This window comes from Ruegeria sp. CG4 (assembly GCF_056537185.1).
Map to the genome: position 1 here is coordinate 64608 of NZ_JBQFRB010000005.1, position 24361 is coordinate 88968.

General features: G+C 59.3%; 26 protein-coding genes and 1 tRNA gene. 19 read left to right on the forward strand and 8 right to left on the reverse strand.

Annotation, left to right across the window (positions count from 1 at the left end):
* Nucleotides 1–35 precede the first annotated feature (35 nt).
* Complete coding sequence (locus ACR0J2_RS14180) at nucleotides 36–515, reverse strand: SRPBCC family protein (protein ID WP_480812965.1); 480 nt, start codon at nucleotides 513–515, stop codon at nucleotides 36–38.
* Between the two features lie 176 nt (nucleotides 516–691).
* Here ACR0J2_RS14180 and ACR0J2_RS14185 point away from each other — a divergent pair, with 176 nt between their 5' ends.
* The 15 genes from ACR0J2_RS14185 to ACR0J2_RS14255 all read left to right on the forward strand — a co-directional run bounded on the left by ACR0J2_RS14185 (nucleotide 692) and on the right by ACR0J2_RS14255 (nucleotide 14044).
* The gene (locus ACR0J2_RS14185) at nucleotides 692–1003 is read left to right on the forward strand and encodes an ETC complex I subunit (RefSeq protein WP_170614197.1); all 312 of its coding nucleotides are present in this window, start codon (nucleotides 692–694) and stop codon (nucleotides 1001–1003) included.
* Nucleotides 1004–1480 carry a GNAT family N-acetyltransferase gene (locus ACR0J2_RS14190; protein WP_170679355.1) on the forward strand — a complete coding sequence of 159 codons (477 nt, stop codon included), beginning with the start codon at nucleotides 1004–1006 and terminating at the stop codon, nucleotides 1478–1480.
* 21 nt (nucleotides 1481–1501) lie between these two features.
* Nucleotides 1502–1578, forward strand: a tRNA-Arg gene (locus ACR0J2_RS14195).
* A gap of 228 nt (nucleotides 1579–1806) precedes the next feature.
* The gene (locus ACR0J2_RS14200; protein ID WP_170614199.1) at nucleotides 1807–2034 is read left to right on the forward strand and encodes a hypothetical protein; all 228 of its coding nucleotides are present in this window, start codon (nucleotides 1807–1809) and stop codon (nucleotides 2032–2034) included.
* 113 nt (nucleotides 2035–2147) lie between these two features.
* Complete coding sequence (locus ACR0J2_RS14205; protein ID WP_480812966.1) at nucleotides 2148–3266, forward strand: hypothetical protein; 1119 nt, start codon at nucleotides 2148–2150, stop codon at nucleotides 3264–3266.
* Between the two features lie 191 nt (nucleotides 3267–3457).
* Complete coding sequence (iolG, locus tag ACR0J2_RS14210; protein ID WP_480812967.1) at nucleotides 3458–4471, forward strand: inositol 2-dehydrogenase; 1014 nt, start codon at nucleotides 3458–3460, stop codon at nucleotides 4469–4471.
* Between the two features lie 123 nt (nucleotides 4472–4594).
* Nucleotides 4595–5515, forward strand: coding sequence for a sugar ABC transporter substrate-binding protein (locus ACR0J2_RS14215; protein ID WP_170614202.1), 921 nt, complete (start codon nucleotides 4595–4597; stop codon nucleotides 5513–5515).
* Between the two features lie 69 nt (nucleotides 5516–5584).
* Nucleotides 5585–6691, forward strand: a complete 1107-nt coding sequence (locus ACR0J2_RS14220) for an ABC transporter permease (protein ID WP_480812968.1) — start codon at nucleotides 5585–5587, stop codon at nucleotides 6689–6691.
* 1 nt (nucleotide 6692) lies between these two features.
* Nucleotides 6693–7511 carry an ATP-binding cassette domain-containing protein gene (locus tag ACR0J2_RS14225; protein ID WP_170679361.1) on the forward strand — a complete coding sequence of 273 codons (819 nt, stop codon included), beginning with the start codon at nucleotides 6693–6695 and terminating at the stop codon, nucleotides 7509–7511.
* 159 nt (nucleotides 7512–7670) lie between these two features.
* A complete protein-coding gene (iolD, locus tag ACR0J2_RS14230; RefSeq protein ID WP_480812969.1) occupies nucleotides 7671–9503 on the forward strand; it encodes a 3D-(3,5/4)-trihydroxycyclohexane-1,2-dione acylhydrolase (decyclizing) in 1833 nt (610 codons plus the stop codon).
* On the forward strand, nucleotides 9500–10399 hold the full coding sequence (gene iolE / locus ACR0J2_RS14235) for a myo-inosose-2 dehydratase (RefSeq protein WP_170679365.1): 900 nt from the start codon (nucleotides 9500–9502) through the stop codon (nucleotides 10397–10399). Before iolD ends, iolE begins: the two co-directional genes overlap by 4 nt.
* Nucleotides 10400–10446: 47 nt before the next feature.
* Nucleotides 10447–11628: a phytanoyl-CoA dioxygenase family protein gene (locus tag ACR0J2_RS14240; protein ID WP_480812970.1), complete on the forward strand. Its 1182-nt coding sequence runs from the start codon at nucleotides 10447–10449 to the stop codon at nucleotides 11626–11628.
* 50 nt (nucleotides 11629–11678) lie between these two features.
* A complete protein-coding gene (gene iolB / locus ACR0J2_RS14245) occupies nucleotides 11679–12485 on the forward strand; it encodes a 5-deoxy-glucuronate isomerase (RefSeq protein WP_170807278.1) in 807 nt (268 codons plus the stop codon).
* On the forward strand, nucleotides 12461–13240 hold the full coding sequence (locus tag ACR0J2_RS14250; protein ID WP_480812971.1) for an SDR family NAD(P)-dependent oxidoreductase: 780 nt from the start codon (nucleotides 12461–12463) through the stop codon (nucleotides 13238–13240). The genes iolB and ACR0J2_RS14250 overlap by 25 nt, the downstream gene beginning before the upstream one ends.
* A gap of 24 nt (nucleotides 13241–13264) precedes the next feature.
* Nucleotides 13265–14044: a TIM barrel protein gene (locus ACR0J2_RS14255; protein WP_480812972.1), complete on the forward strand. Its 780-nt coding sequence runs from the start codon at nucleotides 13265–13267 to the stop codon at nucleotides 14042–14044.
* 3 nt (nucleotides 14045–14047) lie between these two features.
* Here ACR0J2_RS14255 and ACR0J2_RS14260 read toward each other — a convergent pair whose 3' ends face one another.
* From ACR0J2_RS14260 to iolC, 3 genes are read right to left on the reverse strand one after another with little or no spacing between them, the layout of a single operon-like run.
* Nucleotides 14048–14887, reverse strand: coding sequence for a class II fructose-bisphosphate aldolase (locus ACR0J2_RS14260; protein WP_480812973.1), 840 nt, complete (start codon nucleotides 14885–14887; stop codon nucleotides 14048–14050).
* A complete protein-coding gene (locus ACR0J2_RS14265; RefSeq protein WP_480812974.1) occupies nucleotides 14884–15720 on the reverse strand; it encodes a 5-deoxy-glucuronate isomerase in 837 nt (278 codons plus the stop codon). Before ACR0J2_RS14265 ends, ACR0J2_RS14260 begins: the two co-directional genes overlap by 4 nt.
* Before the next feature lie 9 nt (nucleotides 15721–15729).
* On the reverse strand, nucleotides 15730–16710 hold the full coding sequence (gene iolC, locus ACR0J2_RS14270) for a 5-dehydro-2-deoxygluconokinase (protein WP_480812975.1): 981 nt from the start codon (nucleotides 16708–16710) through the stop codon (nucleotides 15730–15732).
* 112 nt (nucleotides 16711–16822) lie between these two features.
* Here iolC and ACR0J2_RS14275 point away from each other — a divergent pair, with 112 nt between their 5' ends.
* Together ACR0J2_RS14275 and ACR0J2_RS14280 are read left to right on the forward strand one after the other, a co-directional pair.
* On the forward strand, nucleotides 16823–17926 hold the full coding sequence (locus tag ACR0J2_RS14275) for a Gfo/Idh/MocA family protein (RefSeq protein WP_480812976.1): 1104 nt from the start codon (nucleotides 16823–16825) through the stop codon (nucleotides 17924–17926).
* Nucleotides 17927–17962: 36 nt separating this feature from the next.
* Entirely contained in the window at nucleotides 17963–19096 is a 1134-nt protein-coding gene (locus ACR0J2_RS14280) for a Gfo/Idh/MocA family protein (protein ID WP_480812977.1), read from the forward strand.
* Here ACR0J2_RS14280 and ACR0J2_RS14285 read toward each other — a convergent pair whose 3' ends face one another.
* The 4 genes from ACR0J2_RS14285 to ACR0J2_RS14300 all read right to left on the reverse strand — a co-directional run bounded on the left by ACR0J2_RS14285 (nucleotide 19097) and on the right by ACR0J2_RS14300 (nucleotide 22927).
* The gene (locus ACR0J2_RS14285; protein ID WP_480522737.1) at nucleotides 19097–20095 is read right to left on the reverse strand and encodes a LacI family DNA-binding transcriptional regulator; all 999 of its coding nucleotides are present in this window, start codon (nucleotides 20093–20095) and stop codon (nucleotides 19097–19099) included.
* Between the two features lie 194 nt (nucleotides 20096–20289).
* Nucleotides 20290–21861, reverse strand: coding sequence for a DUF427 domain-containing protein (locus tag ACR0J2_RS14290; protein ID WP_480522910.1), 1572 nt, complete (start codon nucleotides 21859–21861; stop codon nucleotides 20290–20292).
* A gap of 105 nt (nucleotides 21862–21966) precedes the next feature.
* Nucleotides 21967–22668: a winged helix-turn-helix domain-containing protein gene (locus tag ACR0J2_RS14295; protein ID WP_480812978.1), complete on the reverse strand. Its 702-nt coding sequence runs from the start codon at nucleotides 22666–22668 to the stop codon at nucleotides 21967–21969.
* The gene (locus tag ACR0J2_RS14300; RefSeq protein ID WP_480812979.1) at nucleotides 22640–22927 is read right to left on the reverse strand and encodes a hypothetical protein; all 288 of its coding nucleotides are present in this window, start codon (nucleotides 22925–22927) and stop codon (nucleotides 22640–22642) included. Before ACR0J2_RS14300 ends, ACR0J2_RS14295 begins: the two co-directional genes overlap by 29 nt.
* A 175-nt stretch (nucleotides 22928–23102) precedes the next feature.
* Here ACR0J2_RS14300 and ACR0J2_RS14305 point away from each other — a divergent pair, with 175 nt between their 5' ends.
* Both ACR0J2_RS14305 and ACR0J2_RS14310 read left to right on the forward strand, forming a co-directional pair.
* The gene (locus ACR0J2_RS14305; protein ID WP_321249627.1) at nucleotides 23103–23567 is read left to right on the forward strand and encodes a hypothetical protein; all 465 of its coding nucleotides are present in this window, start codon (nucleotides 23103–23105) and stop codon (nucleotides 23565–23567) included.
* 109 nt (nucleotides 23568–23676) lie between these two features.
* On the forward strand, nucleotides 23677–24294 hold the full coding sequence (locus ACR0J2_RS14310) for a ribonuclease HII (RefSeq protein WP_170807290.1): 618 nt from the start codon (nucleotides 23677–23679) through the stop codon (nucleotides 24292–24294).
* Nucleotides 24295–24361 lie beyond the last annotated feature (67 nt).

A 24361-nucleotide genomic window follows, 5' to 3' on the forward strand; every position in this document is an offset into this window, starting at 1 on the left:
ACTGCAAGGGCTGATCCGGATTAGAATGCGCAGTTCTAATAATAGGCAAACTGCAGGTAAGGAATGTGGTCCGACTGCACTTTCTCAGCGAGCGCTTTCAGGTTGCGGTCCAAAACCCGCCCGATCATCGACTTCAGTAGCGTCTGCCCCAACAGCCAACCCAGAGGCCCATACTTCATTTGAAAGTCCATGCTCCAGACCACCCTTGAGCGGTTGTTCGCAAGTGGTTCGATAGCAATCGCTGCGTGCGCTTCGGTCAAAGGCATGGCAGACATGTCCGACAGTTGAACACGATAGCCCCGGTTGATTTGCCAGTCCGTGACTTCTTCTACCAATGAGGTGCCGTTTTCAAAGTGGCAGCGCCGTTTTGATCCCACGCCATTCTGGCCTCGTGTCAAGGCATCCACGGATTTTACCTGAGGAGCGAATTCGTCGATATTCATGAACCGGCTCAGTACAGACCAGATGGCCTCGGGCCGGGCATCGATTTCCAGGGTTCTTTCGTGATGGATCATCTGTCTATCCTCGTCATGGGGTTCAACAATATTTAGATGACCATGATGACAGTTTCTGGCATCAGCAGAGCCGTGCGATGCCGAAAGCCTGCGGGCGCGCCGCGACAATTGCGGACTTGTCCCCGTGCGCGCTCTGACGCATAACATCCAAAGCCAAGTGAGTACGGAGAGGCGACATGCGCGCACGGATTTACCAGCCTGCAAGGAATGCGATGACCTCGGGGATGGCCAAGACCCGCAAGTGGGTTCTGGAATACGCCCCTGCATCCGCGCGTGAGGTTGATCCGTTGATGGGCTGGACCTCATCCAGTGACACACAGACCCAGGTGCGTCTCAAGTTCGACACCAAGGAAGAAGCGTTGGACTATGCCAAGAGCAATGGGATTGATGCGGTTGTCAGCGAACCGCACAAGCGCAAACCGAACCTGCGCGCCCGTGGCTATGGCGAGAATTTCGCAACCGACCGGCGCGGTCCCTGGACCCATTGAATGATCGAAATCCGCGAGGCCGACCCAACCTCGGACGCATTGCGCCCGGTGGTCGAGGCGCATTTTGCCCATAGCGAAACGGCAGGGCCTGCAGAAAGCAACCACACCATGGACGCCGAGTCGCTGGCAGGGCCGGGCATTCGGTTCTGGGCGATGTATGAGGCCGGCAAGCCGGTCGGGTGCGGTGCGCTTAAGACCCTGCCGGACGGTACGGCCGAGGTGAAATCCGTGCATATCATCTCAGAAGTGCGCGGGCGCGGGCTGGCGCGCACCATGATGAACCACCTGGCAATTCTGGCGCAGAGCGAAGGGTTTTCCGCCCTGGTTCTGGAAACCGGTGCCGACCACCTGCCCGAATATGACGCGGCCCGAAAGTTGTATGAGGCGCTGGGATATGCGTATTGCGGGCCGATCTACGGTTATGAAGACGACCTCAACAGCGCCTTCATGCGCTTGGCCCTTGAACCCCGCCCGTAAAAACCGCAAGAAGGGCGCAGCGGTCCCTTAGCTCAACTGGATAGAGCAGCTGACTTCTAATCAGCAGGTTGAGGGTTCGAGTCCTTCAGGGATCGCCATTTTACAACAACAGGTTAACATCCTGAGCTTACAAAACGTGTGGCTTTCATTGTTGTTTGGGCGAAAATTGGCGACAGAGCTTCATAAATGGGCTGCTCGAAATTTGGCGAATGGCCATACTATGCCATCTCATAAGCTGAACGATTTCCCGCACCGTAACGAAAAAGTGGTAATCCAACGCGACGTGGGGCAGTCTGGAAACCTGCGCCCAGCCAGGAGGTTTCGAAATGCCCCGCTACAACGACATGTTCGAACTGTCGGTCAAGGACATCGACCTGATCGAAAGCTCTCTCCGGATCGCTTTGGCATCGCAGTCTCACGCATCTGCGCAAGAGGATGAAGACGAGAAATCGAAGCGGGAAGAAACGCTTCGCGACATTCAGGAACTGTTGGGGCGGCTTCACGACCAGAAGATATTCTACCGGCCCAAAAGCGGCGTTTACGTCGGGGGCTAGGCTGGGGACACGCGGCCCGGACTTGGACGGTGTTCTGTGCGCTTCGTGAATACGTCACAGACGGATTGGCCCGATCAATGTACCTTTCGAATATTTTTAGAAAGGTCATTGTTATGCGAACATACAAAATCCCGACACAAAAGCTGAGCGTTGCGCACGGAATCACGGTGAAGTTTCACGGTAAAGTCTATGTGGATTTCCCCAAAGCCAGGATTGAGGTTCCAACAAGCGTAACAGGCTGCCAGGACCACACCTACCGCATTACGCTGGACCCGGCCAAAGGTCATTGGGACGGTCAGGACAGCCACAAATGGACGCTTGCAAACTACGAGGTGGTCGTTCGGCTGAGTATCGATCCGAACAGGCCAAGATTTGTCAGCGTCGAAGTCTTTCACCCGGTCAAGGGGAAGCGCCACCGGTTGTGGCACGATGAGTTCGACATCTATGACCCTTACAAAGAGCGCAAGGTCGAGATGTTCGCGCAGGGCGCTTTTATCGATCCGATCAAGTCGAATGCCGACCATACATATGCGGTTGGATACGATGATGCCGGTAAGCGGAACTATCTGTGGCCTTGCGGGGGCGATCACGACGAAAACCAGCGGTCCATCGGTCATGGAATGGCCTTTCAACCCGAATGTGATTGCCTGTCGCAAATGCGAACCGACCCGCTGACAAAGGGTCTGGCCGGAATCCGGTACGGTCTCGACGGTGTCTGCCATCAGGCGACCAACAGGATCATGTGTACGGCCGGGCTGGAGGTGAATGACGCAAAAGGTTATAAATCAAAGGGCTGGAGATATCTGACGCACTCGCTTTACGGGCGGTTGGGTCTGTTGGCCATTGACGGTCTGGGTGTCAAAAAGTGGAAAAGCATCTGCGACGGCTGCCTGACTAAGCGCTACCCGCGGTGTTCGGAAGAAACAGAGTTTTTGGTATCTCCAAACGAACATCCGGGACTGATGCAATCGCACGTGGATTTACATCAGGAAATGATCGTCCAGTTGCGTCATGACCTGCTGGATGCCTACACGAAGCTTGCTGCCGGAAAGCTGACGCCAACGGAATACGCGGATGTGCTGAACGCATCCATCAATGGCCACAAGGCGCAGATGCAGGACGTTCTGGGTGACTCCCTGCATGCAGAGATTTTTGAGGATATCGCCACTGTCGACGTGGTCGTCGTTGACCCCAAAATCGCCGAAGCCGTTTTTGCAAACGGTGTGTCGTAGGCACGCTTCAAGTGCAGTCAGGCAGCAGATCCGGCAACGAAGAACACGGCAAAGCCGGGCCTGCCACATCGGGTCTGACAGGCTCATGCGACCGGATTCTGCACCAATTTTCAGCACTGCGCAAAAACATCTTGCAACCGGTTGCAAAGCGAAACATTCTGTCACGCGAATAAAGGATTCGGGAGAATTGAATGCTGAGGATCGGATTGCTGGGGGCCGGACGTATCGGCCGCGTGCATGCGCAGGCGATCACCGCCCACCCCAAAAGCCAGCTATGTGTTGTGTCCGACGCGGTGGCAGAGGCGGCTGAAAGCCTTGCCTCGGACACCGGGGCCGAGGCCCGCAGTTCTGACGACATTATCGCGGACCCGTCAATCGATGCGGTGCTGATCGCCACGCCAACGGACACCCATTCCGACCTGATCGAAGCGGCAACCCGTGCCGGAAAGGCGGTTCTGTGTGAAAAACCTGTTGATCTGAACCTTGAACGCGCCATCGCCTGTCAAAAGGCCACGGCGGACAGTGGCCAACCTGTCATGATCGGGTTCAACCGCCGATTCGACCCCAATTTTTCCGCGCTTAAGGCTGCGTTGGACGCAGGGGAAATCGGCAAATCCGAAATGTTGTCGATCACCTCATTCGACCCCGCTCCACCGCCGGTCAGTTATATCAAGGTGTCCGGCGGCTTGTTTCGGGACATGATGATCCACGATTTCGACATGGCGAATTATCTGATGGGTCAGCTGCCAAAAACCATCTCCGCCGTGGGGACATCGGTTGTGGACCCCGAAATCGGCAAGGCCGGAGACGTGGATACCGCTGTTGTTACAATGACTTATGATGATGGTCGGATAGCCGTCATCAAGAATTCCCGCCGGGCGGCCTACGGATATGATCAGCGCGTCGAACTGCTGGGTTCTGAGGGGTTGTTGCAGGCTCACAATATGCTGGAAAACACGGTGGTCAAATCCACCGACAAAGGCGTTGTCGGGGCGAAACCAACCTATTTCTTCCTGGAGCGTTACATGCCGGCCTATCAGGCGGAATGGGATGCGTTTGTACAGGCGGCCCTGACGGGTGCCGCGCTGCCGGTGACGCTGGAAGACGGGGTTGCCGCGCTTGCAATGGCCGAGGCCGCGACGCGGTCGGCGCAGTCCGGAAGGCCGGTTGACATGTCTGAAATTTTGAAACCGGTTGCAAAATGACCGGAATGCTTCAAACTGACATCAGCTCCGTATCAGATCGGAGTCGCAGAGATTCGGCGCTGCCGAATGATTGGGGCTGACACCCCGACACGAAAATAGACTGTTCTAATGGGAGGAAACAGAATGAATAAGTTCGTAAAGGGCGCACTGGCAGCAGGGGCTCTGGCGCTGGCGACACCTGCATTCGCGCAGGAGATTGTTGTCGTTTCGCACGGCCAGGCCAATGATGCCTTCTGGAACGTCGTCAAGAACGGTGTTGAGCAGGCCGGCAAGGACGTGGGCGTGAACGTCGAATATCGCGCGCCTGAAACTTTCGACATGGTGGCCATGTCGCAGCTGATCGACGCTGCCGTGAACCAGGAACCCGATGGTCTGATCGTTTCTATCCCGGATGCGGATGCGCTTGGCCCGTCAATCGAACGCGCAGTTGCAGCCGGTATCCCGGTGATCTCGATAAACTCGGGTTCTGACGTTTCCAAGGAACTGGGCGCCTTGCTGCATGTCGGTCAGGACGAGTTCGACGCGGGCAAGGCCGCTGGCGAAAAACTGGCGTCGATGGGCGGCAGCACGGCGATCTGCGTCAACCACGAGGTGGGCAACGTCGCGCTTGACCTGCGGTGCGCGGGCTTCACCGAAGGTTTTGGCGGCAATGTCGAAGTTCTGCCGACCTCGAATGATCCGTCGGAAATCGAATCGAAGGTGGCTGCTGCGCTCGCCGCTAACGAAGCCATCGACACCGTCATGGCGCTGGGTGCCAGCTCGGCTGGTGAGCCTGCTGTTGCAGCCGTCAAAGGGTCTGGCCGCGACGTGAACGTCGCCTCGTTCGACCTGTCGGCAAACTTCCTGCAGTCGATCGCGGATGGCGACGCGGCCTTTGCCATCGACCAGCAGCAGTACCTGCAGGGCTACCTGTCGGTGAACTTCATGGGTCTGCACGCCAAATACGGCCTGATGCCGGGCGGCAACGTGCCTTCGGGTCCGAACCTGATCACGCAGGAAAAGGCGGCGCAGGTGATCGACCTGTCCGCGCAGGGCATCCGCTAATCCCGGAAAGTTCCGGCAAACAACAGGATCGGCGCCAGCGCGCCGATCTCACCGAATTGGGAGGAAACCATGAGTGAGTCAGCGCCCGTCGTATCGGACGAAAGGGTCAAGAAAGAACCGTTCCTAACCAAACTCATGAAACGGCCTGAGTTGGGCGCGATGGCAGGTGCCGTCCTGGTTTTCGTGTTCTTTGCGATCACTGCGGATGAGTCGATGTTTACCCTTGCCGGCGTCATGAACTTCATGACCCCCGCCGCGCAGCTGGGGATTCTGGCCATCGGGGCCGCGCTGCTGATGATCGGCGGAGAGTTCGACTTGTCGATCGGGTCGATGGTCGCGTTCTCGGGGCTGTTTTTCGGCGTCTGCGTCGTGACCTGGCAATTGCCGCTGATCTTCGCCATCCCAATGACATTCCTGTTCGCGGCCTGTGTCGGTGCGATCAACGGCAATATCGTGATCCGCTCGGGCCTGCCATCGTTCATCGTGACGCTGGCGTTTCTGTTCATTCTGCGCGGCCTGTCCCTGGTTGGTTTGAAAATGGCGACAGGCGGCTCGACCCAGTTGCGCGGCGTGCGCGATGCGGTCGAAAACGACTGGCTGGCACCATTCTTTTCCGGCGAAGCGTTCGGCGGCCTGTTCGCCTGGCTGGCGGCCAACGGCATGATCGACACGTTCAAAAGCGGTGCGCCCAAGGTGCCGGGTATCCCGGTCGAAATCCTGTGGTTCATCGTCATCACGCTGGCGGGGACTTATGTGCTGCTGCGCACTCCGGTCGGAAACTGGATCTTCGCCTCGGGCGGGGACAGGGTTGCGGCTTCGAACTCAGGTGTTCCGGTCAACCGCGTCAAGGTTTCGCTGTTCATGCTGACCGCATGCTGCGCCGCATTGGTTGCGATCATCACGGTGATGGACGCTGGTTCGACCGATGCGCGCCGGGGCTTCCAGAAAGAATTCGAGGCGATCATCGCCGCAGTGATCGGCGGCTGTCTGCTGACCGGCGGATATGGTTCCGCCATCGGGGCATTCTTTGGCTCGATCATCTTTGGCATGGTTGTCATCGGCCTCACTTATACCGACTTCGATCAGGACTGGTTCCAGGTCTTCCTGGGCGCCATGCTGCTGATCGCCGTTCTGTTCAACAACGCGATCCGTAAACGCGTAACCGGGGAGCGCTGATATGACCGAAGACACCAAGTTTCACCACGGCGACGCGACCGATGCTGCCCCGATCGTGGAAATGAAAAATATCGAAAAGCACTTTGGCAATATCATCGCCCTTGCCGGCGTCAGCTTTGACGTCAAGCCCGGGGAATGCCACTGTCTGCTGGGCGACAACGGTGCGGGTAAATCCACCTTCATCAAGACCATGTCCGGCGTGCACAAACCCACCAAGGGCGAGATTTTTTTCGAAGGTCGGCCCCTGCATTTCGACACGCCGCGCGATGCGATGGAGGCGGGCATTGCGACCGTGTTCCAGGACTTGGCGATGATCCCGCTGATGAGCGTGACGCGCAATTTCTTCATGGGCCGTGAGCCTACCAAGGGCAAAGGTCTGCTCAAGCGGTTCGACGTCGATCAGGCAAACGATGTCTGCATGGAAGAGATGCGCAAGATGGGCATCAACCTGCGTGGGCCGGATCAGGCTGTGGGCACCCTGTCCGGGGGGGAGCGTCAGACCGTTGCCATCGCCCGCGCTGTCTATTTCGGTGCCAAGATCCTGATCCTGGACGAGCCGACATCGGCGCTTGGTGTGCGCCAGACCTCGAACGTGCTGGCCACCATCGACAAGGTGCGCAGCCAGGGCGTCGGCGTTGTCTTCATCAGCCACAACGTTCGCCACGCGCTGGCGGTGGGCGACCGCTTTACCGTGCTGAACCGCGGCAAGACACTGGGAACGGCAAAGCGTGGCGAGATTACGCCGGAACAGTTGCAGGACCTGATGGCAGGCGGTCAGGAGATGGCCCAGCTCGAAGGATCGCTCGGCGGGACCGTCTGAGCGAGGAACAGCAGGATGTTCCGCCGCAACAGGTGGGCCATCCAAATCCCGTGGCACCAGACGGCCGCACCCTGATCAGGCCGGTTCATGCGCCTGAAACCTTCAAAAATGCGAAACCCGACAGATTGCCCGCAGCGGCATGTGTTGAAAGGGATCAAAATGAGCAAGACAATCCGACTGACCGCCGCGCAAGCTCTGGTGCGCTATCTGGGGGCACAGATGAACGAGGGCGGAGAGCCTTTCATCGCCGGTGTCTGGGCGATTTTCGGTCACGGCAACGTGGCCGGTCTGGGCGAGGCCTTGCATGGTGTAAGGGACAGCCTGCCAACCTATCGCGGTCATAACGAGCAGACCATGGCGCATGCGGCCATTGCATATTCCAAACAAATGCGCCGCTCGCGTGCCATGGCCGTGACCTCGTCAATTGGTCCCGGCGCCACCAACATGGTGACGGCAGCGGCGCTGGCCCATGTGAACCGGCTGCCGGTTCTGCTGCTGCCCGGCGACGTGTTCGCCACGCGCGGTCCCGATCCGGTTCTGCAGCAGATCGAGGATTTCGGAGACGGTACCGTCAGCGCCAATGACTGCTTTAAACCGGTCAGCCGCTATTTCGACCGTATTTCCCGCCCCGAGCACCTGCTCACGGCGCTGCCGCGCGCCTTCCGCACCATGACCGACCCCGCCGATTGCGGGCCGGTAACGCTGGCCTTCTGTCAGGACGTGCAGGCCGAGGCCTACGACTATCCCGAAAGCTTCTTTGAACCCCGTGTCTGGTATCAACGCCGCATCCGCCCGGACGAGGGCGAACTGGCCCGCGCCGTGGCCGCGATCAGGGCAGCAAAACGCCCGGTTATCGTTGCCGGCGGCGGGGTGCACTATTCAGGCGCGACCGATGCGCTGCAAAGCTTTGTTGAAACGCACAACGTTCCGATTGCCGAGACGCAGGCGGGCAAATCTGCGCTGGCCTGGGATCATCCGCTGAATCTGGGGCCCATTGGTGTGACCGGCGGGCAACCCGCCAATGATATCTGCGCCGAAGCCGATCTGGTCTTGGGCATCGGCACGCGTTTGCAGGATTTCACTACGGGCTCGTGGGGGCTGTTCTCGAATCCCGAACGCGAAATGGTGTGCCTGAACACCGCTGCCTATGACGCCGAGAAACACGGCGCGATGCCACTGCAATCTGATGCGCGTGTGGGGTTGGAGGAGTTGGGCGTCGCTCTTCAGGGCTACCGCGCTGATCCCGTGGCTGACACGCTGAAGGCGGAATGGTTCGGTAAGGTCGACAAACTGACAGACGCGCCCGGCGACGGCAATGCCCTGCCCACGGACATGCAGGTGGTGGGCGCGGTTCAGCGCGCCGCGCATGACGATACAGTGGTCATGTGCGCGGCGGGCACCATGCCGGGTGAGTTGCACAAGCTGTGGAAAGCCCCGCGCCCCGGTGCCTATCACATGGAATACGGCTTCAGCTGCATGGGGTACGAGATCGCGGGGGCGATGGGCATCAAGATGGCCCAGCCCGATCGGGACGTGATCTGCTTTACAGGCGACGGCACCTATATGATGGCGAACTCGGAAATGGCGACGGCGGCGATGATGGGTGTCTCTTTCACCGTGGTCATTACCGACAATCGCGGCTTTGGCTGCATCAACCGTCTTCAGATGGGTACGGGTGGGGCCGAGTTTAACAACCTGCTGGATCATGCGGTGCATGAGAACCCCTCGGCCATCGATTTCGCGGCCCACGCGGCGGCGATGGGAGCGACATCGGTCAAGGTCAGCAGCATTGCCGAACTGGAAGATGCGCTTGCCAAACGTGGCGAGGTCACAGGACCTTATGTGGTGGTGATCGACACCGATCCGTACCCCTCGACCGAATATGGCGGCACATGGTGGGAAGTGGCGGTTCCCGAGGTCAGCATCCGCCCTGAAGTGAATGAAAAGCGCGCGGCCTATGAAGTCGCCATCAAGGAAAGAAACACGAAATGAGCGTGAAAATCGGGATCTCTCCGATCGCCTGGCAAAATGATGACCTGCCGGATCTGACCGCCGCCTATACAATGGAGCAAGCGCTGAAGGAGTCGCGTGAGATCGGTTACACCGGTGTCGAACGCGGCCAGCGGATGCCCGGCGACACTGACGGGCTGCGCGCCTATCTGGAAGGCAATGATATCGCGCTATGCGGTGGCTGGTGCTCGGGCGCGTCACTGGTCAACGATTTCGCGACAGAGCGTGAGGCCGTGCGCGAGCAGGTCGAGCAATTCGTGGCTCTGAACAGTCCGTGCATCGTCTATGCCGAATGCTCGAACACCGTGCAGGGTCAGATCGGCACCCCGGTCAACAACCGCCCGAAAATGTCCAGGGACGAGGTCTTGGCCTATGCCGCCAAGATCACCGAGCTGGCGAAATGGATGGCGGATCAGGGTATGCCGATGGCCTACCACCACCACATGGGCACGATCATCGAAACCGAAGATGACGTGAACTGGCTGATGGAAGGGTCGGGCCCAGAGGTAAATCTATGTTTCGACACCGGCCACCTGCTGTTTGGCGGTGGGGATGTTCTGGCCACCCTGAGCCGCTGGGGCGACCGGGTGCACCATGTCCATTTCAAGGACATCCGTCCGGCGGTCGTGCAGGACGTGCGCGAGAACAACCGCAGCTTTCTGGATGCGGTGATTGCCGGCGCGTTCACGGTTCCGGGCGATGGCTGCATCGACTTTCAGGCCGTGTCCAATGCGCTGAAAGCGATGGATTACGACGGCTGGATCGTGGTCGAGGCCGAGCAGGACCCTGCCAAAGCGCCACCCTATGAATACTCCAAGAAAGGCTACGACCACATCGTCGAGGTCTGTGGTCAGGCCGGATTGGAGATCGTCGCGTAACATCCGCCCAATTGGGCAACACCTTGGCCATGAGAAAGGAGAACGTCATGGTAGATCGGGACCTTGGTTTTGTCGGTTATTTCGACCGGGAATCCTGTGATCTGGATGAATTCAAGGTGCTGACCTCTCAGAATCTCGACGCCGACGCGGTGCCTCATGCCGCGTCGGTCGAAAAGAACGTTCCGATCTACGACATGCAGGCCCTGCGCCCGACGCTGGAACAGGCGGATCAGCGCAAGGCGCTGTTGGCAGAATGGGGCCGCGTTCTGGGCAAATCCGCGGGTGTGATTGCCCTGAAAGGTGCCTTCGCGGACACGTCTGTGATCGACCGGGCCAGCGATGTCTTCCATCGGATCATCGCGGAAGAACGCCAAAGCGGCGCGGGTGAGGGCGATCACTTTGCCGCATCGGGCGCCAATGACCGGGTCTGGAACGCGCTGCAAAAGCAGTGCCTACGTGACCCTGAAGGCTTTGCGCTTTATTTCGGAAATACGGTCATCTCCGCCGCTTGTGAGGCGTGGTTGGGGCCGAACTATCAGGTCACGGCCCAGATCAATCAGGTACGTCCCGGAGGCAAGGCCCAGCAGGCGCACCGCGATTACCATCTGGGGTTCCAGAGCGCCGACACGGCCGCGCGCTATCCGGCGCACGCCCATCTGGTTACCGCATCTTTGACCTTGCAGGGGGCGGTTGCCCATTGCGACATGCCGATCGAAAGCGGCCCGACCAAGCTGCTGCCGTTCTCGCAGCTTTATCCGCCGGGCTATCTGGCCTTTCATGACGCGGCGCATCGGGCGCATTTCGAACAAAACTGTATTCAGTTGCCTTTGGAAAAAGGGGATGCGGTGTTCTTCAACCCGGCCCTGTTTCATGCCGCAGGGGAAAACAGCAGCGCGGATATTCACCGGATGGCGAACCTGCTGCAGATTTCATCCGCCTTTGGCCGCGCGATGGAGGCGATTGACCGGCGTTCCATGTCTCAGGCTGTGTTTCCGGCGCTGATTGCACTGAGACAACGCGGTGAACTCAGCACGGCAGAGTTGGATGCAGCTATTGCCGCAACGGCCGAGGGTTATCCGTTTCCAACCAATCTGGACACCGACCCACCCATCGGTGGCAACGCGCCCGAAAGTCAGGCCGACATCCTGCGCCGGGCTGTGTCTGAGGGATGGACCGAAGCGCAACTGTCCGAGGCCTACGCAGCCCTGCAAACAAGGCAAGCTGCCTGAATTCAAGACACTGGCGGGCCGTCAAGGCCCGCCCAATAAGGAGAAAACACATGGCAGACCTTCTGAAAAAGCCGTTCGGAACCCGGGGCAAGGTGCACGATATCACGCCTGCTAGTGCCGGGTGGCGCTATGTCGGTTTCGGGCTTTACCATCTGAAAGCGGGCGACCGGGCAGCCGAGGCAACCGGCGACCGCGAGGTCATTCTGGTGATGGTTGAAGGCAAGGCACAGATCAGCGGAGCGGAGCAGGACTGGGGCGTTCTGGGTGACAGGATGAGTGTTTTTGAGAAAACCCCGCCCCATTGCCTCTATCTGCCAAACGGAACCGAGTGGGAGGCCGTGGCCGAAACCGATTGCGTCATCGCCGTATGCTCGGCCCCCGGCAGGGGCGGACATCAGGCCCGCCGCATCGGCCCGGATGGGATTACCCTGACCGAACGGGGCAAGGGTGTGAACACGCGCTACATCAACAACATCGCGATGGAGAATGAAGACTACGCAGACAGCCTGCTGGTAACCGAAGTGTTCACGCCGAACGGGCACTGGTCCAGCTATCCCAGCCATCGCCATGACGAGGATGACTATCCGCGCATCACCTATCTTGAGGAAACCTATTACCACCGCCTGAACCCCGCCAATGGATTTGGCATTCAACGGGTCTATACCGATCACGGGCAGCTGGATGAGACGATGGCCGTCTCGGATGGCGATGTTGTGACCGTCCCGCGCGGACATCACCCTTGCGGTGCGCCATATGGTTTTGAGATGTATTACCTGAATGTCATGGCCGGGCCGCTGCGAAAGTGGCGCTTTGTTCCGGCCCCCGAAGTTGAATGGATCATGGAGCGGGACGGTTGACAGATAGCTTTGCCAGTTACCCCAGCCTTGCAGGCAAAACCGTCTTCGTCACAGGCGGCGCTGGCGGCATCGGGGCCGAAACCGTGCGGGCCTTTGCCGCACAGGGTGCGAAGGTAGGGTTTCTGGACATCAACGCGGATGCCGGGCTCGCCTTGCTGGCCGATCTGGACGGCGAGCACGCCTTTGCCCAATGCGATCTGCGCGATATCGAAGCCCTGCAGACGGCAATCGGAGAACTGGCCGACGAATTGGGTGCTGCCGATGTACTGGTCAACAATGCCGCCCATGACGACCGCCACGACTGGCGCGAAGTGACGGCCGAGTATTGGGATGAACGTATGGCGATCAACCTTCGCCACATGTTCTTTGCCATTCAGTCTGTTGCCCCGGGCATGATTGCAAAAGGCGGCGGTTCAATCATCAATCTCGGCTCGAATTCCTGGTGGGAGGCCGGGGCCGGTTTCCCCGCCTACGCCACGGCAAAATCCGCCGTTCACGGCCTGACCCGAACCATGGCGCGCGAGCTTGGAGACCACCGGATTCGCGTCAACACCGTTGTGCCCGGCTGGATCATGACAGACCGGCAGAAAGACCTGTGGGTGACGCCCGAAGCGCTGGCAAAACAGGTTGACCGGCAATGTCTGCCCGACCCGATCGATCCCGTCTACGTGGCCCGCATGGTTCTGTTTCTGGCCTCTAATGATGCCGCGATGTGCAGCGCTGGCAATTTCATGGTCGAAGGTGGCTCGATCTGAGTCCGATTTCCAAGGAGAGCTGGCATGTCCCATCCGTTTCAACTTGCGGCCTGCGCCGAGATGCTCTGGCTGGATAAACCTCTGCACTGGCGGGCGGCGCGGCTGAAGGAAATGGGGTTCGGCGTGGGGCTTTGGAGCTGGCCTGATCTGGACATACCAAAGCTTGAAGCCACCGGCGCGGAATTCACCATCATGGACGGCTATGTCGAAGGACGACTGGCCGACGAAGAAGGCGCCGAGATGCTGCTGAAAACCGCACGCGAGTCGGCACAGGTCGGCAAGCGGCTGGGTGTACAACGCCTGAATTTGCATGGAACGGGTCTGGGCGAAAGCGGCATACCAATCTGGCAGCATGATGTCGTGACCGGCCAGATGTGGCTGAAAGCGCGCGATACGCTGAACCGCATTTGTGATCTGGCCGAGGAGGAAGGCGTGGTCTTCACGCTGGAAAACCTCAACCAACTGGACCATCCCGGTTGTCCGTTCGGATCGACCGAAGACGTTCTGGCCCTGGTGTCGTCCGTTAACCGCCCTCAGCTGCGCATCAATCTGGATCTCTATCACACGCAGATCGGCGAAGGCGACCTGATCCGCTGGTGCGACAAATGCCTGCCCTGGATCGGCGAGATTCAAGTGGCTGACAATCCCGGCCGGTGCGAGCCCGGAACGGGCGAGGTTAACTACGCCTCGGTCGCGCGTGCACTATATGATCTCGAGTACCGGGGACCGGTGGGCTTGGAAGCCTACGCGCTGGAGGATCCCGAAACTGCGCTGGCCGCGTTCCGGGCGGCCTTTACGGTCTGACGATTATCGCTGCGGTGGGGCGCCGAATGCGCGGATCACCGTACGGGCGGCGGCTTCGACCGGATCAAGCGTCTCTTTCAAAATGGTGACACGATCGAATCGGTCGGGGTCGCGGTTGACCGCGTCGCGCAACGCGGCGCCAAAGGTCATGCGCAGCTCGGTTCCGATGTTGAATTTGCAGATCGAGCTGTCGCGCGCCAGCCGGCTGCGCTGTTCCACCGGCACACCGGAGCCGCCATGAATCACCAATGGCACGTCTGTCATCGCGTCGATCCGCGCGATGCGGTCCTCGTCCAGACCGCCTTCCTTGTTTTCCTGCAAGTGGACATTTCCGACCGAGATCGCCATCGCATCCACACCGCTTTCGCGGGCGAATTTTGCAGCTTCTTCCGGATCGGTTCCGTTTGATCCCTCGCCCCCCGAATAGCCGACAAAACCAATCTCGCCCTCGCAGGAAATCCCGGCCGCATGGGCCATTTCGGCAATCGCCGCCGTTTCATCGATATTTTGCTGCAGTGGCTTGCGCGACCCATCGAACATCAACGAGGTAAAGCCGCTGTCCAGCGCTATTTTGCACTCCTCGAACGTGTAGCCATGGTCCAGATGCGCGACGACAGGAACCGAGGCGTTTTCGGCCAGATGCCGGAACATCTTGCCCAGAATCGGCAACGGCGTGTGCTCGCGGCAGCTGGGGCCCGCCTGCAGGATCACCGGTGCGTTTTCCGCCTCGGCCGCAGCTACATAGGCGCGCATGTCTTCCCAGCCCAGCGTGACAAGGCCCCCCACGGCATAGCCCTGTTCATAGGCGGGCCTCAGAACTTCGGAAAGCGTAACAAGGGTCATTTGAATTTCGCGATCATGTCTTTGATGCCTGGAATCGTCTCAATCTGGTAGGCATGTGTCGGCTGGAAATACTGCACCAGCGAGCGCTGGCTGAGGCCGCCGAGGATGGTGAAATAGTACATCTCATACCCCGGCAGTACGCAGCAGGGATGATAGCCGTTGTCGATGCAGATCGTGGATCCGTCGACAATATGATAGGCATCGCCGGGTTCGTTGTCCTCGCGCTGCAGCATTTGCAGGCCAGACCCCCAGTTGGGTTTGAAACGGAAATTGTAGGTCTCGTCATGCCGGGATTCGTCCGGCAAGCGATTGGTGTCGTGTTTGTGGCTGGGGAAACCCGACCATCCGCCCTGACCGACTGTGAACAACTCGCTGACCAACAGGCGACCAACCTTGTCATGCTGTTTCTGGCCGAGGATGTGCTTGATCTTGCGGTGCGTTTTGGTGTCGTCGCTGCCGTATTGCACAAGGTCATGCTGGCGCACATCGAACGGATCCAGAACCTTGTCGTATTTTGCACCCGCAACAAACACCTCGGTCTCGTCCGACACGCAGACCATCTGCGCCTTTGCGCCCACCGGCACATAGACACCTTCCGGCTCGCCGTCCCAGACATCGTCGCCCCGGTTGCCCAACCGGGGGAACTGAACCCCTTCGACATCGACATCGACAATGCCGGTGGCGGGCACGATGCAGGTCTCATAGCCGGGCACCTGATATTCGAACGCCTCGCCCTTCTTCAGCTTGACGATGTTGAAATAGTTCAGCGGAACGGTCGGATCGTCCGCGTCGACGATCGGGTTGTTCCGGTTGTCATATGGCGCGATATGCATATCAAACTCCTATGAGGTGGGGCCGGGATGCGCGGCCAAAAAAGCGTTCAGTTCCGGCGTCGTCGGCATGGCGGGGGCGCAACCGGGTTGCGACACCACAATCGAGGCACAGGCCGAGCCACGCATCACGGCATCTTCCAGCGAATACCCCGCCGCAATTGAGGCCAGCAGACCGGCCATGAAACTGTCGCCGGCGCCGACGGGCTTGATCGCATCGACAGGGTAGATTCCGGTCGTGATCTCCTGACCGTCAGCAAGGGTCACGGCACCTTTTTCGCCCATCTTGTAAATCACGACGCGGCCCGGTTTTGCGGCCAGTTCACGGGCCTTGGCAAACCCCTTGTCGATGCCACCCGCCATGAACCCGAATTCTTCGTCATTGCCCACGATCAGGTCGCTCGCCTCGCCTGCCCGGGACAGGACGTCGGCGGCAACCTCGGGCGAAGGCCAGCTATAGGGGCGATAGTCGATGTCGAAAATCACCGGCAGACCTGCGTTGCGCGCGTTCTCGAAGGCGCGGAACGTGGCGCTGCGTGAGGGTTCCGAAGCAAACACCGTTCCGGCAGAAAGGACGGCGGAGAAGGCGCCGTAGTCGACCTTGTCCACATCCTCTGCCGTGACCTGGAAATCGACCGCGCCGTTGCGATAGATCACGTTCTGGAAGTTCTCGGTCGTGCTTTCATAGATCGCCATGGACATGCGGTATTCACCGCCGACCACGCGGATGTAGGATGTATCCACGCCGTAGTGCCGCAACCGGTTCAGGCAAAACCGTGCAACGGCGTCGTCCGAAACCGACGTGACCAGCGATGCCCGGCTGCCCAGCTTGACCAGACCGGCACATATGTTGGCGGACGAGCCACCCAGATCGGCGTGGAAGGTATCGGCATCCTCGCTTTTGACACCGATCGGGGTCGCGAACAAATCCATGCCTGCGCGCCCGAAAACGGCAAACCGGTTTCCTTTGATACCATCTATCAAAGCGCTCAAGTCATGTCCTCCGGCAAAATGGGGTCGGCAAAGTTTGGACCTTGCGTTGAATCGATTCACACGATACTGATTTTGCAACCGGTTGCAAATGATATGTTCGGAGCCGTGACAGATGCCTGAAATCGGAATTGGAATTGTTGGTGGCGGCTATATGGGCAAGGCCCATTCCGTTGCCATGGCGGCGGTGGGCGCGGTGTTCAACACCTCATTGCGTCCGCGTCTCGAGATGATCTGCGCCTCAAGCCCTGAAAGCGCAGAACGGTATCGGGCTGCTTATGGATTCAATCGCGCGACCGGTGATTGGCGGGCGCTGGTCAACGATCCAGAGATCGAGGCCGTGGTCATCGCCTCGCCGCAGGATACCCACCGCCAGATTGCCGAGGCGGCTTTTGCCCTGGGCAAGCCGGTACTGTGCGAAAAACCCCTGGGCGCATCGATGGAGGATGGCGAGGCAATGGTTGCCGCAGCCGAAGCGGCCGGTGTCGCGAACATGGTCGGGTTCAACTATGTCCGAACGCCCGCGACTCAATTTGCACGGAAACTGATTGCTGACGGAGAATTGGGTGATGTCACCTGGTTCCGGGGCGAACATACCGAGGACTTTTATGCCGATCCCGACGCTCCGGCCACATGGCGCACAACGGGCATGGCCAACGGAACCATTGGCGATCTTGCGCCCCATATGGTCAATGGCGCGCTTGCCTTGATGGGACCGATTGCCGAGGTGATGGCCGAAGTTGAAACCGTCCACGAAAACCGCCCAGGCGGCAAAGTCACCAATGACGACCATGCCCAGATCATGTGCCGGTTCGCAAATGGCGCGATGGGCAATATCTATGTCAGCCGCATCTCAACCGGGCGTAAGATGGGCTACGCATATGAGATTTCGGGCACCAAGGGCGCGCTTCGGTTCGATCAGGAAGACCAAAACGCCCTTTGGTTCTATCGCCGCGAAGGTCCCGAGGCGCATCGCGGATTTACAAAAATCCTGACTGGCCCCGCACACCCCGACTATGAACCCTTTTGTCAGGGTCCGGGTCACGGCACCGGCTATCAGGACCAGATCATCATCGAGGCCAAGGATTTCCTGCAGGCCATCGACACTGGCGAGCCGATCTGGCCAACTTTCCGCGACGGGCATGAGGTCAACCGCGTGCTGGCGGCTGCACTGGCATCTTCGGAACAGCGGCAATGGACAGAGATCCGCGATTTCTGATCGCAAAAACACCAAATTTCTACAGAGAGAAAAACCATGGCAAAGCTGAAATGGGGAATGATTGGCGGTGGCGAAGGCAGCCAGATCGGACCCGCGCACCGTCTGGGCGCTTTGGCGGACGGGCAGTTTGAATTTGCGGCAGGTGCGCTGGATCACCGCCCCGATGTGGGCCGCGAATATGCGCAGCGACTGGGAATTGCTGCCGATCGCGCCTATGGAGGCTGGCAGGACATGCTGGCGGGCGAAAAGGACCGCCCCGACCGCATCGATCTGGTGACGATCGCCACCCCGAATGCGACGCATTTCGAGATCGCGAAAGCCTTTCTTGAGGCCGGGTTCAACGTGCTGTGCGAAAAGCCCATGACCATGACCGTCGAAGAAGGCGAAGAGATCGTCCGCATAGCGCAGGCCTCGGGCAAGATCTGCGCCGTGAATTACTGTTATTCCGCCTATCCGATGGTGCGCCAGGCCCGCGCCATGGTGCGGGCGGGCGAGATCGGCAATGTGCGGCTGGTGGTGACCAATTTCAGCCACGGACATCACGGCGACGCCACGGATGCCGACAACCCCCGTGTGCGCTGGCGTTATGACCCTGCGATGGCGGGCGTTTCGGGCCAGTTCGCTGATTGCGGCATTCACGCCCTGCACATGGCCAGCTTCATCTGCGACGACGAGGTCGAAAAGCTCTCGGCCGATCTGGCCTCGACCATTACGAGCCGCGTGCTTGAAGACGATGCGATGATCAATTTCCGCACGCAGAAAGGCACGGTTGGACGGCTCTGGACATCGTCCGTGGCCATCGGACGTCAGCACGGGTTCGACATTCAGGTGTTTGGCGAAACCGGTGGGTTGCGCTGGACCTCGGAACAGCCCAACCAGCTGATCTATACACCCGTGGGCGGCAGAACCCAGATCATCGAAAAAGGCGAGGGCGGTCTGCATGAAGAGACTCAGCGTCTGTCCCGCGTTGCCATCGCCCACCCCGAGGGTTTCCCACTGGCCGTGGCCAACATCTATTGCGATCTGGCCGATGCCATCCGGGGTGAGATTCGTGACGGGTTGCCTACGCCGTCGGACGGCGTCCGCTCGATCGCGGCGGTTCATGCCGCGGTCGCTTCGTCGAAAGAAGAAGGCGTCTGGAAAGACGCCCGCCCGCCGATGTTCCGCTGATTATGAGCGGGGCCGCAACGTGCCCCGCTCAATCACCCGGCAAGGGAAGATACGTGCTTCGGGATACCGGGCGGGGTCCTTCAACATCTCCTCGACCAGATCGACGGACGAGGTGATGATCTGCTTGATCGGCTGGTGAATGGTCGTCAGATTCACGCTTTCCCAGCGCGACATTTCCATATCGTTCAGACCGATGATGCCGATATCGATGCCCGGCTTCAGCCTGTGATCCGACAGGGCGGACAACGCCCCGATCGAAAGGATGTCATCGCCGCAGAAATACCCATCAGCCGGAGCCCCTTCCAGGAGTCGCAGCATCTCGGCGCGCCCGGCTTCAAACGAATAGTTGTCGGCGAAAGAATGGGACACTTCCAGGTCGGTGTATTTTTCGACCTCTTCCATAAACCCGCGATACCGGTCCATGGCCGAAGTCGCATCCTTGGGGCCACCCAGATATCCGACACGCTTGTAGCCGCGTGCCATCAACTCACGCGCGGCCATGCGACCGCATTCCACGTTGTCGATCCCCACGACGTGGACTTCGGGCGAGGTGGCAGACCGACCGAACGTGTGCACAACGGGGACGCCTGCATCGTGAAACGCCTTGGCAAAGCTTGGCGGCAGAGTGGACGAGGCGACAATCACCGCATCAACCGAATACTGCCGCAGCATCCTGACCGAATTCGCGGGCTCCGTTTCGTCCGTCAGATTGACAATCAGCGGGCGCAGCCCGCGTTCCTGCAGGGCGCGGGTGAACTGGTCGAACACCTCAAGAAATATCGGGTTGTGAAAGTTGTTGGAAATCAGCCCGATCAGCTTGGTCCGCCCTGTCGTCAGAGAGGATGCAAGCGCGTTGGGGCTGTACCCCAGTTCCTGCGCGGCTTTTTCGACCTTGCTGCGGGTCTTGGCCGAAACCGACGCGCCCTCGGTAAACGTGCGCGAGACCGCCGAGCGCGAGACGCCGGCAAGGGCTGCAACATCTTTGAGCGTGACACTCATGATTGGTGTCTGTGGATTGGGGGGAGGCTAGGAAGTAATTTCATAGTAGCACTATGCACCTTTGCACGAAACTTGCAATCGGTTGCAATGCGGCGGTTGCAGTGGCGCAGATGATGGCGTTAGTCCCTTGAAGCAGGCGGCGTGTCATGCCCAAAAAACGCATAAGTCTGGCGCGCCCTCAAGCTCATCGTATGTCAGCCGTCCAGCACCGCGTCCGCAGCCGTTTTGAGAGCAAATGAGATTATGGGCTGCGATACATTGTGCAGCCTGACCTCTCCCAGGGGAACGGCGTTCGAACAGGCGGGTTCAATGTCCTTTGACACGACGATCCTGTGGTTTGCCGACTTCCCGTATTCACCAAGCCGGGCCGCTATATTGGCGGCCTGACCGATGACGGTGAAATCCAGCCGCTCGCGAGAGCCGACATTGCCATACGTCACCCGGCCATAGGCCAACCCGATCGAGCAGTCGCAATGCGCATCTGAGCCCTCCCCGCGCAGGGTGGCCAGTTTTTCCACGATCCCGATGGCCGAACGCTGCGCATTGGTGCGGGCGGCGGCGGCATCGTCGCCTGCCGGAAACACCGCAAGAACCGCGTCACCGATGAATTTCAGAACCTCGCCACCGTTTTCGTGCACGATCCCCGAAACCGTTTCGAAGAAATCGTTGAGCAGGTTGATATAGGCTGATCGGCCCAGTTTCTCTTCAAGGCTGGTAGAATTGCGAAGGTCGCAGAACATGATGGCGGCATCGATTTCGTCGCCGTCGCCGCGTCGGATCTCGCCGCCTAGAACCCGTGCGCCCGTGCGTTTGCCGACATAGGTTTCCAGCAGTACCTGCGCGTTTTCGCGCTGCATGAACACCTCGTAAAACCGCGCGATTACGGCTGAGCATTCAAAGACCAGCCCGAGGTTTTCGGTGGTGAACCCATCCGGGTGATCGCAGGTCAGGGTCAGCACATTGGTGCGCCCGTCCGAAAAGCGCAGCGGCATGGCAACGTAATCGGTGGCGCCTTTTGCGCGCAGGTCTTCCATGATCGGAAAGCTGTTATGGGGGTTATCGTCGTTCAGCCGCTGACGTACCCCGCCCAGCCCGTTTGAGACGTGGCGCAACGGGCTGTTGATATAGGCGGGGTGATCGTGAATTTCATAGGTCGGGACGTTGGTCGAAATCTCGGCCGCGCCTTTTTCCCAGATGTAGTGTTTTCCCGCGATCAGCGGGTGCAGGGACCAGGCCAGAATGCTGAGGCGCTGAATGTGAATGCCATGGTCCAGCATCTTTTCCGCGAGGGCTTTGGTAAAGGCTTCGGGTGTTTCGTTCTCTGATGCGCCGCGCATCAGCCAATCGATCAGAGGGCCGCTGATGTTGCCATCCTGCGGTTCGCGAAGCGTGTTTTCCCCTAGATCCAGATCGGTATACGCATTGCGCATGAACCCGATGTGACCTTGTATGGCGGCGCTTTCGGGCAGGGCGTCCTCATACGCCCAGACGGAATTTCCCAGGCGCTCGCCAGCCAGAATCACATCATGATAAGTCGCGGTGCCTTTGAATGGGCAGAAGGTCTGCAATTCGGTTTCATCGCTCAGATCAACGCAGACATCCTCGCGGGGTATGTAGATCGTCGGCGCAAGGCGTGTTTCATACATGACCTTGGCGTTTGCGCTTTCCGCCAGAAGGATCTGATCGCGGTATATCGCAATCCGCCCCTTCAGCCGTTCGACCGAGATTCCATATCCTTTGGTTTCAGGTGTGGCGTGGATGTTCATCATCAACCTCCGCTGGCGCAGGTCTTTATAGGATGGGCCTTCACCGCCGGTTTTCCAAGGGCGTTAACGATGATTTGCAGAATTGTGCGCGGCAATGCCTGCGGATCAGACCATCTGAATGACGTCTTTTTCGATCGAAAGCATATAGCCCTTTTTGGCAATATTCTTGACCAGCAATTCGCTGACCATCTGATTGCCCAATGCATCACGCAGCCGCTTGATCCGGGTGGCACCGGCGGCCTCGTCGCAGTCGGCGGCATCCCTGCCCGAAATCATCGCTTCGATCTGAGCGCCGGACAGAACCTCGTCATCAAGCCGGGACTCGGCCAGAACCGACAGGGTTTCCATCGCCGCCGGGGTCAGTTTGAAATCCATGTTGTTGAGATAGACGGTGTTTTCCTCGCGGCTGATCAGCAGCGACGTCACCTGAATGCCCGTCCGTTCGATCTGCGCCATGCGCCGGTTCAGCAGCACGAGCATCACCAGAAACACCAGGGCCGAGATCAGCATCGCGCTGGCAAAGACCAAAAGGACAAAGATCACCATCCGGTAGCTGGACAGCGTGTCGGCAAATGCCGTGCCGGATTGGGCCAGAATCTCCAACAGGCGAATCTCGGTTTGCGAAGTCAGATCGGACTCGATGAACAGGCGCTCGACACGGGCGTTGAAGGCGTTTGCATCTGGCAGGGTCCAGAACAGGAAGACGGCCGCCGTAACCAGAATCAGGACAATCGCGGCAATGCCCGCGCCAACTAGCCGCGCACCGGATCGCCGGGCCTCAGAAACGGAGAAAGAATTTTCCGGCATTTGCCTTCCTTTGATCCAATCCTTCGGGTCCGAATACGGATATGACGTTCAACAAGGTCCAGCCCGAAGCGCCGAGGCGTTGGGCGACCTCGGATTTGGCCTGTCCCTTGTCGCAGGCTGCAACCTGCATGACGCCGTAATGCAGCCGCAGGGGGTTGTCCTGTTTGGCCTTGTAATCCGCATAACACTGGGCCGCCGCCGCAGTGGGTCCCAGCGATATCAGGGCCATGAAGGCCAGAGAAGTGAGGATCTGTTTCATAGGCCGCATCCTGCGCATGAGGTGGCCGGAAATTCAATATCTCAAGGGGTTTGCGACGCTGATATCGGATAACAACCGCCCGTTATTGCTTGTCCGGCATGGTCGGCCCCAGGTTCTGGTCATCAAGTTCCCGGCCGTGAGCAGGCCGCCCGCAAAAAGACAAAGGACAGGCATAATGCACAGGAAATTCATTGCGCTGATCGTTGCGACCGCCATCACGATAACCGGCATTTCCGTGTCACAGGCGCGCGCAGCCGACACCAGGGATCTGCTGGGCGGATTGGCGGCGCTGGCCCTGATTGGGGCAGGTGTTCACTACTACAACAAGGAAAGGCGCGCGGATCAGGCAACACGGCAGCACGCTCCGGTCTACCAGCCCCCCGTCGTCGATCACTACCCGGTGCGCCCGCGGCCGCAGCGGCTGGCACGATATGACCTGCCGCAGCGGTGCCTGCGCACCTTCAAGTCGTATTCGAACAAGCGCCCCCTGCTGACGCCGAAATGCCTCGGCAAGCATTACCGATATTCCGATAGCCTGCCCCGCCAGTGCGAAGTTGGTTTCTGGGATGGCAAAAAGGTCAAGCGGGCATACGAACCCGCATGCCTGCGCCAGCAAGGATACCGTGTGGTTCACCAGTAACGTGTTTCGAGCAGGAGCGGCGCCACAGAAGCGCCGTGCAGGAGAGGGTGGCGCAGGCTGCCCTCTCTTTTTTCTTGCGGTATTGGCCGAAAAGCGCTTTGCCGGAAGTATGACACAACCGAATTTCGATCTGGAACAGGCGCTTCTGGCGCGGGGGCATATCAGGGTTGCCGGCGTTGACGAAGTCGGGCGCGGCCCGCTGGCCGGACCTGTGGTTGCCGCTGCGGTCATCCTGAACCCCGATGATATCCCCGAAGGTCTGAACGATTCCAAAAAACTGACCGCAAAGCGCCGCCAAGCGCTGGACGTTGCGCTGCGCGAACGGGCCGAAATCGCGTTGGGCGAGGCTTCGGTGCCGGAAATAGATGAACTCAACATATTGCGTGCCTCGCATCTGGCCATGACGCGCGCGGTTCAGGCTTTGGACCCGGCCCCGGATTTTCTGCTGATCGACGGCAACATGATTCCGCGCGGGCTGAAACTGCCGTCCCAGGCGGTGGTCAAGGGGGATGCCCGATCGCTGTCGATTGCGGCGGCCTCGATCATCGCGAAAAACCGGCGCGATCGGGTGATGGTGGATTTGGCGCAACAGCATCCCGGCTATGGGTGGGAGGCAAACGCCGGATATCCGACAAAACAGCATCGCGACGCGCTGCAAAATCTTGGTGTCACCCCACATCATAGACGTTCGTTTAAACCGGTCCACAATATCTTGTATCAAGAGTAAATCGTAAGTTGCTGATTCAAAAAAGAAATTGACGGCGAATCGTCTTTGACTCATCCTTGTCTCAACC

Excerpts from the sequence above, each read along its gene's own strand:
- ACR0J2_RS14180 (WP_480812965.1), bottom strand. The coding sequence starts at position 515 with ATGATCCATCACGAAAGAACCCTGGAAATCGATGCCCGGCCCGAGGCC.
- ACR0J2_RS14185 (WP_170614197.1), top strand. The coding sequence starts at position 692 with ATGCGCGCACGGATTTACCAGCCTGCAAGGAATGCGATGACCTCGGGG.
- ACR0J2_RS14190 (WP_170679355.1), top strand. The coding sequence starts at position 1,004 with ATGATCGAAATCCGCGAGGCCGACCCAACCTCGGACGCATTGCGCCCG.
- ACR0J2_RS14200 (WP_170614199.1), top strand. The coding sequence starts at position 1,807 with ATGCCCCGCTACAACGACATGTTCGAACTGTCGGTCAAGGACATCGAC.
- ACR0J2_RS14205 (WP_480812966.1), top strand. The coding sequence starts at position 2,148 with ATGCGAACATACAAAATCCCGACACAAAAGCTGAGCGTTGCGCACGGA.
- iolG (WP_480812967.1), top strand. The coding sequence starts at position 3,458 with ATGCTGAGGATCGGATTGCTGGGGGCCGGACGTATCGGCCGCGTGCAT.
- ACR0J2_RS14215 (WP_170614202.1), top strand. The coding sequence starts at position 4,595 with ATGAATAAGTTCGTAAAGGGCGCACTGGCAGCAGGGGCTCTGGCGCTG.
- ACR0J2_RS14220 (WP_480812968.1), top strand. The coding sequence starts at position 5,585 with ATGAGTGAGTCAGCGCCCGTCGTATCGGACGAAAGGGTCAAGAAAGAA.
- ACR0J2_RS14225 (WP_170679361.1), top strand. The coding sequence starts at position 6,693 with ATGACCGAAGACACCAAGTTTCACCACGGCGACGCGACCGATGCTGCC.
- iolD (WP_480812969.1), top strand. The coding sequence starts at position 7,671 with ATGAGCAAGACAATCCGACTGACCGCCGCGCAAGCTCTGGTGCGCTAT.
- iolE (WP_170679365.1), top strand. The coding sequence starts at position 9,500 with ATGAGCGTGAAAATCGGGATCTCTCCGATCGCCTGGCAAAATGATGAC.
- ACR0J2_RS14240 (WP_480812970.1), top strand. The coding sequence starts at position 10,447 with ATGGTAGATCGGGACCTTGGTTTTGTCGGTTATTTCGACCGGGAATCC.
- iolB (WP_170807278.1), top strand. The coding sequence starts at position 11,679 with ATGGCAGACCTTCTGAAAAAGCCGTTCGGAACCCGGGGCAAGGTGCAC.
- ACR0J2_RS14250 (WP_480812971.1), top strand. The coding sequence starts at position 12,461 with ATGGATCATGGAGCGGGACGGTTGACAGATAGCTTTGCCAGTTACCCC.
- ACR0J2_RS14255 (WP_480812972.1), top strand. The coding sequence starts at position 13,265 with ATGTCCCATCCGTTTCAACTTGCGGCCTGCGCCGAGATGCTCTGGCTG.
- ACR0J2_RS14260 (WP_480812973.1), bottom strand. The coding sequence starts at position 14,887 with ATGACCCTTGTTACGCTTTCCGAAGTTCTGAGGCCCGCCTATGAACAG.
- ACR0J2_RS14265 (WP_480812974.1), bottom strand. The coding sequence starts at position 15,720 with ATGCATATCGCGCCATATGACAACCGGAACAACCCGATCGTCGACGCG.
- ACR0J2_RS14275 (WP_480812976.1), top strand. The coding sequence starts at position 16,823 with ATGCCTGAAATCGGAATTGGAATTGTTGGTGGCGGCTATATGGGCAAG.
- ACR0J2_RS14280 (WP_480812977.1), top strand. The coding sequence starts at position 17,963 with ATGGCAAAGCTGAAATGGGGAATGATTGGCGGTGGCGAAGGCAGCCAG.
- ACR0J2_RS14285 (WP_480522737.1), bottom strand. The coding sequence starts at position 20,095 with ATGAGTGTCACGCTCAAAGATGTTGCAGCCCTTGCCGGCGTCTCGCGC.
- ACR0J2_RS14290 (WP_480522910.1), bottom strand. The coding sequence starts at position 21,861 with ATGAACATCCACGCCACACCTGAAACCAAAGGATATGGAATCTCGGTC.
- ACR0J2_RS14295 (WP_480812978.1), bottom strand. The coding sequence starts at position 22,668 with ATGCCGGAAAATTCTTTCTCCGTTTCTGAGGCCCGGCGATCCGGTGCG.
- ACR0J2_RS14300 (WP_480812979.1), bottom strand. The coding sequence starts at position 22,927 with ATGAAACAGATCCTCACTTCTCTGGCCTTCATGGCCCTGATATCGCTG.
- ACR0J2_RS14305 (WP_321249627.1), top strand. The coding sequence starts at position 23,103 with ATGCACAGGAAATTCATTGCGCTGATCGTTGCGACCGCCATCACGATA.
- ACR0J2_RS14310 (WP_170807290.1), top strand. The coding sequence starts at position 23,677 with ATGACACAACCGAATTTCGATCTGGAACAGGCGCTTCTGGCGCGGGGG.